The 10,822-nt window shown below is 63.4% G+C and carries 8 protein-coding genes; 6 read left to right on the top strand and 2 right to left on the bottom strand.

Going from position 1 to position 10,822, the window contains the following annotated elements:
- From VNH11_28220 to VNH11_28230, 3 genes are all read left to right on the top strand, one after another.
- Window positions 1–2,098 (top strand): RHS repeat-associated core domain-containing protein (locus VNH11_28220; protein ID HVA50273.1); only part of this gene is annotated, 2,098 nt, incomplete at its 5' end.
- A gap of 142 nt (window positions 2,099–2,240) precedes the next feature.
- Window positions 2,241–3,404, top strand: coding sequence for an aspartyl protease family protein (locus tag VNH11_28225; GenBank protein HVA50274.1), 1,164 nt, complete (start codon window positions 2,241–2,243; stop codon window positions 3,402–3,404).
- The gene (locus VNH11_28230) at window positions 3,401–4,999 is read left to right on the top strand and encodes a sulfotransferase (protein ID HVA50275.1); all 1,599 of its coding nucleotides are present in this window, start codon (window positions 3,401–3,403) and stop codon (window positions 4,997–4,999) included. Before VNH11_28225 ends, VNH11_28230 begins: the two co-directional genes overlap by 4 nt.
- A 195-nt stretch (window positions 5,000–5,194) precedes the next feature.
- Here VNH11_28230 and ltaE read toward each other — a convergent pair whose 3' ends face one another.
- A complete protein-coding gene (ltaE, locus tag VNH11_28235) occupies window positions 5,195–6,280 on the bottom strand; it encodes a low-specificity L-threonine aldolase (protein ID HVA50276.1) in 1,086 nt (361 codons plus the stop codon).
- 201 nt (window positions 6,281–6,481) lie between these two features.
- On the opposite strand from ltaE, the gene VNH11_28240 reads away from it, so the two are divergent.
- The 3 genes from VNH11_28240 (at window position 6,482) to VNH11_28250 (ending at window position 9,687) form a co-directional block, all read left to right on the top strand.
- On the top strand, window positions 6,482–7,135 hold the full coding sequence (locus VNH11_28240; protein ID HVA50277.1) for a hypothetical protein: 654 nt from the start codon (window positions 6,482–6,484) through the stop codon (window positions 7,133–7,135).
- 80 nt (window positions 7,136–7,215) lie between these two features.
- A complete protein-coding gene (locus VNH11_28245; protein HVA50278.1) occupies window positions 7,216–8,217 on the top strand; it encodes a hypothetical protein in 1,002 nt (333 codons plus the stop codon).
- 357 nt (window positions 8,218–8,574) lie between these two features.
- Window positions 8,575–9,687 carry a hypothetical protein gene (locus VNH11_28250; GenBank protein HVA50279.1) on the top strand — a complete coding sequence of 371 codons (1,113 nt, stop codon included), beginning with the start codon at window positions 8,575–8,577 and terminating at the stop codon, window positions 9,685–9,687.
- 56 nt (window positions 9,688–9,743) lie between these two features.
- Here VNH11_28250 and VNH11_28255 read toward each other — a convergent pair whose 3' ends face one another.
- Window positions 9,744–10,475: an SDR family oxidoreductase gene (locus VNH11_28255; protein HVA50280.1), complete on the bottom strand. Its 732-nt coding sequence runs from the start codon at window positions 10,473–10,475 to the stop codon at window positions 9,744–9,746.
- Window positions 10,476–10,822: the final 347 nt, after the last annotated feature.

Raw genomic sequence — 10,822 nt, forward strand, 5'->3', positions numbered from 1 at the left:
CGAGACCAAGCTGGTCGATCCGGCCAATAACAGCACAACCTGGGTTTTCGATGCTCTCAACCGCCCGACGTCCGAAACGAATGCCCTGGGCACGACGACGACGACCTATGACGCGTCGTCGGACGTCACCAGCATCACGGATGCCGACGGGCGCGTTCGGGATTTCGTCTATAACAACGACCAGCAGCTCACGGCCGAGAACTGGATGAGCGGCACAACGGTCGTCGCCACGATGGCCTACGGTTACGACCTGGCCGGAGAATTGACCTCGGCCAGCGACCCGAACTCGGCCTACGCCTTCGCCTACGATGGCGACGGTCAGGTCATTTCGACCGACAACGCGGGCACGCCCAACGTCCCCGACGTGGTGCTCTCGAACACCTACGACCTGATGGGCGACCGCACCAGCCAGTCGGCGACCATCGCCAGCACCGCGGATTACCTGAACAGCTACGCCTTTAACGGCGACCAGCAACTGACCGCCGTCACGCAGCAGGACCAGAACGGCGGGAACGTCATTTCGCCCAAGGAGATCGACTACGACTACAACGCGCTGGGCCAAGTCACGGATACGTGGGCGTACAACACGCTCGGCGGCCCGCGCAGCGACGTGCTGCACGGCGCCTATTCCTACGACGCCGGCGACCGCCTCACGGGCCTGGCCTACACGTCGAACGCCGGCGCGAACACGATCGACACCCTTGGCTGGGGCTACGACGCGGCCAACAACGTCACGAGCTTCTCGAGCATCGACGGCACGGCCACCTATGGTTACGACCCGACGAACCAACTTACTAGCGCGACCTACACCACGGCCAGCGGCGGCCACCAGCCCGCCAACGAAAGTGACTCGTTCGACAAGAACGGGAACAGGAATATGACCGGATATTCGACCGGTTCGCCGAACCTGATGACCAGCGATGGCACGTACAACTACCAATACGATGCCGACGGCAACACCACCGTCCGCACGCAGATCGCATCGACCTACTCGACGCACTACAAAACCGCCTACAGTTGGGACTATCGCAACCGGCTCACCGACGTCGAGTATTACGACAACAACGGCGTGCTCAGCGAGCACGTGCATTACGTGTACGACGTCTTCGATCATCTGCTGGCCACCGAGGCCGACACGACCGGCAGCGGCACCTACAACCAGGTCGCCTGGTACGCGCTCGACGTTTCGCCCGAACTGCCGCAGGCCGGCGTGCCGGGCACGCTGTTGGCCCAACCGGCGTTCGTGTTCGACGGCAGCGGGAACTTGACGCAGCGAAACCTGGTGGCGCTCGACCCGGCCGGCGTCGACCAGGTGATGATTCAGGAAGCCGTCTCGTCGTTAACGCAGGGGGGCGTGAACACCTACATGGCCGACGACAACCTCGGCACGCCCCGCGACGACGTCGACAACAGCGGCAATCTGGTGAACCACGACGTCTTCACTTCGTTCGGCGATGAGGTCTACACCAGCAACGTTGCGGTGATCAATTGGGCCGGCTTCGCCGGCGGCCACGACGATCCGAACACCGGCCTTGTCAGCAACTATCACCGCTGGTACGATCCGGCCACGGGGCGGTGGATCAGTGCGGATCCGAAGGGGTTTGCCGCTCGAGACCCGAACTTGGACCGATATGTGGGCAACAACCCAATTGACAACTTTGATCCGCTTGGATTGTATCCCCAACAAGGACCAGAGAATCAGGGCCAACAGCAACCAAAAAGCAATCCGGGCGGCTACCTCCACCAGCAACCAAAAGGGACTCCACCAAAACTTAAACCGGGCGGCTACCTCCACCAGAAGCCAAAGGCGAAGCCTGGAGGCTACATCATGCAGCAGCCGTTTAGTCGTCACATCACCGGACAGAAGTACGTGCCTGACGGCGTCATTACGTACTACAGCGACGGCACAAGCGAGAAGCACGCATTCTCGCCTTCGACTGAGCCGCCACAGTTCGTAGCACCACCACCGCTGATTTACCCCGCCAAGTACTATCTCCCGTATTCGTTGCCAGGCGGCTGGAAGGCCGGCGGAATGACATGGACTCCGTACCCAGGGGGGCCCGGCTTCAAGGGCGGCGGCTTGGGATTTTCATATTGAAAAAATGACCCGGTCATGTCGGAATTCAGTAGATTACCTGCGAGGGCCCCTCGCGACGCTGTGGTCGGCGCCCGTGCATGTCACGACTGCTACGATACCCCGGACGAGCGTCGTCCGCAGCCCGGGTCGCGTCATCCAGGCAGTGCTGCTGGCCGCTGCGGCGGCCCTGATCGCGCGCTGCGGTTATGCGAGCGAAGAGCCCGGATCCCGCGTTTTGAAATTCTCCGTCGCCAGCGGCGGCGACGCCCCGCTGCTTCCCGTGCGGTTCGACGGCCGCGATTATCTTTTCATTTTCGACACGGGGTGTACCGGCACTCTTTTCGATGAGTGCTTCCGCGATAAGCTGGGAGAGGCGCTATGGACGGCTCGCACGCGAACACCGCTGGGCGAGATCTCGACCCCATACTTCAGGGCGCCTCGCGCAAGTATCGCGGGCCGCGCCCTGTCGGGCGTCTCCGTGGTCGATTGCGCGGACCTGTCCTTGATGCGCAGCGTGTCTGGGCACGCAATCTACGGTTGCCTGGGGATGGATTATCTCCAGAGCCAGCAGGTGCGGATCGATTTCGATCGAGGCGAGCTCGCGTTCCTTGACTCGGTGCCGGACGACGCCGGCAAGCGCATCCCACTATATTTTTCGTCGGAGCACGGCGGAATCGTCGCGGAGGTTGACATCGGCGGGGCGCGCGAGTTGTTCGCCATCGACACGGGGCTCGTCGGCGTCGGACACCTCGAAACGCGCTTATTGGAGCGCCTGGTTCGCGCCGGCGACGCGACCCCTTTCAAAAATGGAGAGGCGGTATCCGTCGGAAGCAGAGAATTCGTCGCCCAACCGCGGGCGCGACTTGATGTAGTCGACCTGGAAGGCTTCCGGCACCGCGGCCTGGTGTTTTCCGGCGCAACGCGCAGTGCGCTTGGAACCCGGTACCTGGCTCGTTACGTGGTCACCTTCGATTTCCCCTCGATGATCATGTACCTGAAGCCCGGCCGGATGTATGACGAGCCGAGCCGCCACGATTTAAGCGGAATGGGAGTTTGGCGACCCAACGGCGAGACGACCGTTGACGTTGAAGCGGGGAGCGCGGCGCACCGGGCCGGCATAAGAACCGGCGACGTGATCGACAAGGTCGACGGTCGCGCAGCATCGTCGATGCCGATATTCCAGATACACAAGCTCTTGGCGACACCGGGCAGGCGCAGGCTGGGCGTGACTCGAGGCAAAGAGCGGTTCGACGTGACGCTCGTTCTCGAGGAAACGTCCGGCGCAGAGCGACTTCGGGTCGCAGAGCAGCAGAAGAAGGACCAATGAACGGACACGGACAGGCCGAATCGCTGGCATTCAGCCTCGCGGATATCAGCCGGCAAGTTGCGCGGCCGATAAGCGACGCAGACGACGCGCCGTTTTTCATTTTTGCGGCGGGCTGGGGCTGCGGGGAACGCGACCTTCAGCGGCGGCTGGCGCGGACGTGGGGGAGCGAGTCGACGCTGGATCCGCTGCTTATTACCGCCATGGGCTGGCAGCTTGTGCGCTCGGCGAGTTGCCCGCAAATGGCGCCCGAAGGCGCGGCCGAGCGCGCACCAAACGCCGAAACATTCAGGCAAGTCGCATGCACACAGGCAGCTTTCTTGCGAGGAGTTTGTCGAGCGGCAACCGGGGCTTGCGAGCAAAACGCTTGGGGGGCGACGTGGACCGGACTCAACGGAGAACATACGCTCTATCTCAGGCTGCTTTTTCCGCGCGCGAGATTTGTCTTTCTGCACCGCAACCCGATCGACGCGTTCGTGGCGGCGTTGCGCTCAATGGGCACCTCTGCGGCAGTCGAGGGGCGCGATCTGAGCTGGGCGGCTGGCTTCGCGGAGCAGTGGTGCCGCCTCGTTGCCAGCTTCGAACTCTGGCACAAAGAAGTCGATGGCATCCTGGTCGGCTACGAGCAGGCGATGGCGGCCTCGCCGGGGCATATCGAAGCCTACCTGGGGGAACGGCTGTCGCCGCCGGTTTCAGCCGCTGAGCCTGAGAACGGCGCGAACAGCGCAGCCCAGTTGCGCGCAGACGAGGTTGCCTTGCTGGTCGAACGAACGAGAGAAATGGCCGCGCGCCTCGGGTACACGCTGACAGCCGAGCTTACCCGTGGAGGGCAAGGCTCAGCCGGGCCAGAACCGGCGTCAGCGGCGCCGCAGGTGCATATACGGAGCGTGCAAATCTCGTGTGCCGTACTTGTGCCCGCCATGCGGTACATTGAGCCGGAATGCGAAGAGGCTCTTTTGGAGCTCGAGCGCCGCGGCTACGCAGTTACGCGGCTACGCGGGTGTTCGTCCATCGATCAAGGGCGGAACATGCTGGCCACGGGCGCCCTCGATAAGGGCTTCGAGGAGACGCTCTGGGTCGATGCCGATACGGGCTTTGATCCCGATGTCGTGGAAAAACTCAGGTCGCACAACGTGCCGGTCGCCGCCGGGATTTGCGCGCGAAAATCGCCTCTCGGAGGGCTGGCGGTGGCGCCGCTTCCCGGCACAGCTGCGATCACGATGGGCGAAGGCGGAGGGCTGGTGGAGGTGTTGTACGCCGGCACGGGCTTCTTGCTCGTCCGCCGCGCGGTGTATGTCACCATCCAGCGGCGCTTCAGCCTGCCGATATGTGATGAGACCGGACCGCGCCGTGCGATTCCGTTTTTCATGCCGATGCTGGAAGACTGGGGAGGAAGGCTTTCGTATCTGGGCGAGGATTACGCTTTTTCGCGCCGCGCGCGGCTGTGCGGCTACAAGATCATGGCCGATACGTCGATCCGCCTGTGGCACATCGGCATGTACCGCTACGGCTTTGAGGATGCGGGCAACAGCGTTGCACGCCTGGAAACGTATAAATACTCGATTGAGAGACCGCAGGCCGAGGACCTTCGCGGCTAACCCTTTTGCGAATAGGGGAGGGAAAAAGGGACATTCTGCTTTTTCATAAAACCAGAATGTCCCAATACTGTTCCAATACTGTTCGGCTCCTGCGCGGAAGCGGGCGGCACGTGGTAGGGGTGCCATGCCAGGATGCACACGTTGGCGGCGACGATAAAAACCCGGTTTCACCGGATCATCTTTTGGGGCCTCCCGTTATTTCGCCCGCACGTAGGCCGACTCAGCCAGCGGCCCGGTCGCGGTGGCCGAGGGTGTTTCGGCGGCAACCTCGGCCAGCACGGCCACGGCCCGCTCGATGTCGGCCGGGCCGACGTCGAGGTGCGTGACCGCCCGCATCAACTGGCCGCCAAAGGCGCTGATCAGCAGGCCGCGGCGCTTGAGCCGCGCGGCGAATTCGGCCGCCGTGCCCAGCCGCGGATCGACGCGATAAATGACCAGGTTGGTGTCGACCTGCGGCGGACGCAACTCCAGCCCCTCGATCTGCCGAATTCCCGCGGCAAGCCGCTGCGCCTGGGCATGGTCTTCCGCCAGCCGCTCGACGTGGTTTTGCAAGGCGTACAGGGCCGCCGCGGCGAGAATGCCGGCCTGCCGCATGCCGCCCCCGAACAGCTTGCGATGGCGGTGGGCACGCTCGATCAACTCGCGCGGTCCGGCCAACGCGGACCCGACCGGCGCCCCCAGCCCCTTCGAAAAACAAACGCTCACCGTGTCGAAGTGCTGCGCCCAACGGGCGGCGTCGATGCCCGTCGCCACCACGGCGTTGAACAGCCGGGCGCCATCCAGGTGCGTCACCAGGCCGTTGGCATGGGCCCAGGCGCAAATCTGCTCGACCTCGGCGTAGGGTTGAACGCGGCCGCCGCCGCGGTTGTGCGTGTTCTCCAGGCACACCAGGCGCGTGCGGACGTGGTGGACGTTCTCGGGCCGAATCAGGCCCACGAGCTGTTCCAGCTTGAGCACGCCGAACTCGCCGTCGATCGGCCGTGCCACGACGCCGCTTAGTTGAGCGAACGCGCCCTGTTCGTATTGGTAGACGTGGCAGCTTGTCTCGCAGAGAAACTCGTCGCCCGGCGAGCAATGCACGCGGACGCCAATTTGGTTCGACATCGTGCCCGACGGCACGTAGAGGGCCTTTTCCTTGCCGAGCATCGCGGCCAGGGTCTCTTCCAGCCGAAGTACGGTGGGGTCTTCGCCAAAGACGTCATCGCCCACCTCGGCGGCCGCGATGGCCGCCCGCATGCCGGGCGTCGGTTTGGTTACGGTGTCGCTACGCAGGTCGATCATGATTCAGGACCGTGGACTTCAGGGAACTCGACAATACGGTTCTATCCTGCGGCGCGCGTGGGATCAAGGCAAGAAGACCGGCGGCGGCCGACCGCGACGGTCCGGCAACAAGATCATCGCGGAGCAGACCGATTGGTCGCCCGCATTTACGCGGCCGGTTTGACAACGTAGAATCACGGTCGGCAAACACTCACCATGACCATGAGCCAAACTCTTCTACCCGCCAGCTTCCTGTTTCGCTTCGCGCTGCCCTGCCGCTACCAAAGCCCGCTGTGGACCGACAACGGCGCCGAGCTCGATGAGTCGTTCCGGCTGCCGGAATTGACGGAGCTCGATGGCCTGCCGACGTTCGCCGAGATGCGAGTGGCCTGGAGCGAGGCGGGCGTGGCCTTCGTGGCCGAGGTGCGCGGCAAGCGACAGGCCCCGTGGTGCCGCGAAAGCCGGCCGGAAGACAGCGACGGCGTGCGGCTGTGGATCGACACCCGCGACACACACAACATCCACCGCGCCAGCCGCTTTTGCCACCAGTTCATGTTCATGCCCGCCGGCGCCGGCCGCGGACTCGACGAGCCCTGCGCCGACCAGGTGCTCGTCTACCGCGCCAAAGAAAACGCCAAGCCGGTCCGGCCCGGCGTGCTGCGCGTGCTGCGCGAAAAGCGTGCCGACGGCTATCGGCTGGAAGGGCTGGTTCCGGCCGCGGCCCTGACCGGCTTCGATCCGGCGGAAAACCCGCGGCTCGGTTTTACCTACGCCGTCGTCGATCGCGAAATCGGCGAGCAAACGTTCAACTGCCCCGGCGAATTCGCCTATCGCGAAGATCCCAGCCTGTGGGCCACGTTGGGGCTGGTGCGGTGACCAAGGGCCTGCGTTGCCCGCTCGTGGCCTTCGGCCTATACTTTTCGGTAGGTCTCTTTCCGTTGGATGGTTAAAAAGCGATGAATACCCGCATTTCCCGGCCGCTTCTGGTCTTGACCGTTTCATTATGGTTTTCATGGCTCGCCTTTCCGCTGCTGGCCGCGGAACCGCCGGTCAAAGAGGATGCCAAGAACGCCGCGAAGAAGGAAGCGAACGGGCCTTCGCCGGCGGGCAAATACATTCGGCTGGTGCGCGACGACCGCGGTCGGCCGCTCGAAATGCAAACCGCCGTCGTGCGCTTCGTCGCCACCGACGAGGCCCGCAAGGGTCTGGAGGTCGATCTGGTCGCCGCGGTCCACATCGGCGAGAAGGAATACTACGAGCGGCTGAACAAGCAATTCGCCGATTACGACGCCTTGCTTTACGAGCTCGTCGCGCCGGAGGGGACGCGCGTGCCCAAAGGCGGCGCCAAGAGCAACCATCCCGTCAGCCGCCTGCAGACCGGCTTGAAGGATCTGCTCGACCTCGATTTTCAGCTCGACCACATCGACTATCACAGCAAGAATTTCGTGCATGCCGACATGTCGCCCGATTCATTCAGCAAGTCGATGAACGAGCGGGGAGAGAGCATCTGGGCGCTGGTCTTTCGCGTGCTGGGCCAAAGCCTGGCCAAGCAGGACAAGGGCGACGGCTCGCTCGACGCCGAGTTGTTGATGGCGCTGTTCGACAAGAACCGGGCCCTGGCTCTCAAACGCGTGCTGGCCGAGGAGTTTCAAGACCTGGAAGGCATGATGTCGGCCTTCAACGGGCCGGACGGCTCGACGCTGATCACCGAGCGCAACAAGCGAGCGCTGGCGGTGCTGGCCAAGGAAATCCGTTCGGGCAAGAAGCACCTGGCCATTTTCTACGGTGCCGGCCACATGCCCGACATGGCGCAGCGGCTGATGGCCGATTTCAAGCTGAAAGCCGATCGTGAAGAGTGGGTCACCGCCTGGGACCTGCACGACGCGGCCCCAAAGCCCGCGGGCGTCAAGTCCAAGGCGCCCAAGCCTGCCAAGCCGAAGCGGCCCGCGACCGACTAGCGGCAGTAGGTTGGCCGCCGGAAAACGTAAGGTGGGGCCAGCGTGCTTGCGGGCGCCGGCCATCGACTTGAGGGGTCAGGTTTCAGGCGTCAGGCGTCAGGATCGATGCTTGACGCCGGGCGCCCGATGCTAACTTAAGTCGCTTCGTCTTTTGAAGATTTTGCGATTGACGATTCGCTTACGGCCGCAAAAAAACGATGGCCGGGACGGATTTTCGGTCGCCCGTGGCTATCCACGCCGTAAAATGGGTGTAACCACCCGGCGCCTTCGCGGAACTTCTATTGAGGCGCCGGGTTTAAGAGATGTGTGCCCGACAGGGCCGCTTTCCCGGAACAGAGTTTTTTCTTCTTAACAAGCATGCAATGGACACTCGCGCGCTCCGGGCCACGGCGGTGGCTGGCAGCGGCGCTGATCGTTGTTTCGACCGCGGCCGCCGGATGCGAGCGCAGCTCGGAAGCCGTCATGGACGGGAAGCGCCCGGTGAGCGAGGACGAACTGCAGGCCGCCGTCCGCGACCAGCTCGGCCTTGTCAAGTCGGGTAGGGCGACGTCCCTGCATTCGAGCAGCGTTCGCGATTCGTCGTTCGCCGAGTTGGACGATCTCGATAACTTGCAAGTGCTCGATCTGGCGAATTCGTGCGTCAGCGACGCCGGCTTGAGGGCCCTGCCGACGATGTCTCAATTGCATGGCCTCGATCTGGCACACACGCTGGTTTCCGATCAGGCCATGGCCGCCGTAGGCCGCTGTGCCGGTCTGGAAGAGTTGTGCCTGAACTATGCCAAGGTTTCCGACCGCGGCATCCAGCAACTCGACGGGTTGCGCAGGCTGCGCGAGCTGCGACTTCGTGCGACCGCCGTCGGCGACGACTCGATGAGCTGGGTCGCACGGCAGAGCAATCTCAACTCCCTCAGCGTGGCCGGCACCAACGTGACCGACGAGGGCCTGTTGCGACTGCGGGGCCTACGGCACCTGGAAGAGTTGCGGCTTGGCAACACCGCCATCACCGATGCCGGCCTGGCCGCGCTTCGCAAAATGTCGGGCCTCAAACGACTGAGCCTGCGCAACACGGCCATCACCGACGCCGGGCTGAACCGCATCAAGCACCTCCGCCAGTTGGAAGAGCTCTTGCTGGAAAACACCGGCGTCTCTGACGACGGCCTGGAGTGCCTGGCCGGCATGAAAAACCTGCGCATCTTGAGCTTGTCGGGCACGCGCGTCTCCGACGCCGGTCTGAAACGGCTGCGACCGCTCAAGCAGTTGTCGTCGCTTTATCTGGCCCGGACGTCCGTCACCGATGACGCCGTGGAACCCCTGTCGGCCTTGGCCGACGAACTTTATTGCCTCGACGTGACGGGCACGCGGTTCAGCATGCGGGGCCTCGAACGGCTCACAGACCGCTTGCCCGGCGTGGGCGATTTGCGGCGCGACACGAGCACCGATGTCGATACCGGCACGGATGCGGGACTGTAGGGATTTTGGATTGCCGATTTTGAATTTTGGATTGCAAAATCCAAAATCCAAAATTCTTAGAAGTAGTCTTGGCTGGTCGGTTTGATGACCAGTTCCGGCACGTGGGCACGCGCGGGCAGACAGGCCACCATCAGCACGGCGGCCCCTACGTCTTCGGACTTGAGAATGCGGGCACGATGCTCGGCGCTGACCGGCTTGGGACGCTGCTCCAGGATGGGCGTATCGACCTCGCCGGGATAGATGTTCGTGATGCGGATGCCATATTCCGCCACTTCGCGGGCGGCGGTGATTCCCAAGGCGGTCATGGCGAACTTCGACGCCGTGTAGCCGATGCCTCCCAGCAGGCTGGACCGTTTGCCGGCGATCGACGAGATATTGACGATCAACCCGTCGCGGCGCTCGCGCATTTGCGGCAGCACCGCATGCAAGCAATAAAAGGCGCCCGTGGCGTTGATGCGCATCATTTGTTCCCAGTCGTCGGGCGAAAGTTCGACCAGCGTCCGGCGCAGCACGTTGACGCCCGCACTGTTGACGACGATATCGAGCGGACCGAGCTCATCGGTGGCCCACGCCACGAGACTCTCGACGCTCTTCAAATCGCCGACGTCGGCCGGGCGGTACACCAGCGGAGGCGCGCCCTGAAAGCGGGCGGCGGCTTCGCGCAACTTGTCTTCGCGGCGACCCGAAATGGCCACCCGGCAGCCCTCCTGCGCCAGCGCCACGGCAATGCCTAAGCCGATGCCCGTCGCCCCGCCTGTGACCAGTGCCGTCTTGTCTGAGAGTTTCATGGAATGCGTCTCGTGGAACCGGAATAGTGCAAGTATCGTTTTGAATCGTTGTACCGGATGCTGGCCTCGGGAACCAGGGGCCGGGCGTGGTGGCAGTGTCTTAACTGTGGGTTCGCCACGTAGGGTGGGACCAGCGAGCTTGCGTGCGCCGGGCCACCGAGCGTGACGTTGCCGATGCTGGTGGGCCGGCGCTCGCAAGCTCGCTGGTCCCACCCTTTTCTAGCTTGGTCAAGAGGCAGTAGTTAAGCAATTGACGGCCCCCCATCTCCGCACCGCAAGCGGTCGTTTTTTGCAAGCGCGAAAAACGTCAACGGTGGCGGTTCGATGAGGGTTGAGGTTGTTGATCA

The sequence above is a fragment of the Pirellulales bacterium genome (assembly GCA_035533075.1).
Taxonomy (GTDB): domain Bacteria; phylum Planctomycetota; class Planctomycetia; order Pirellulales; family JAICIG01; genus DASSFG01.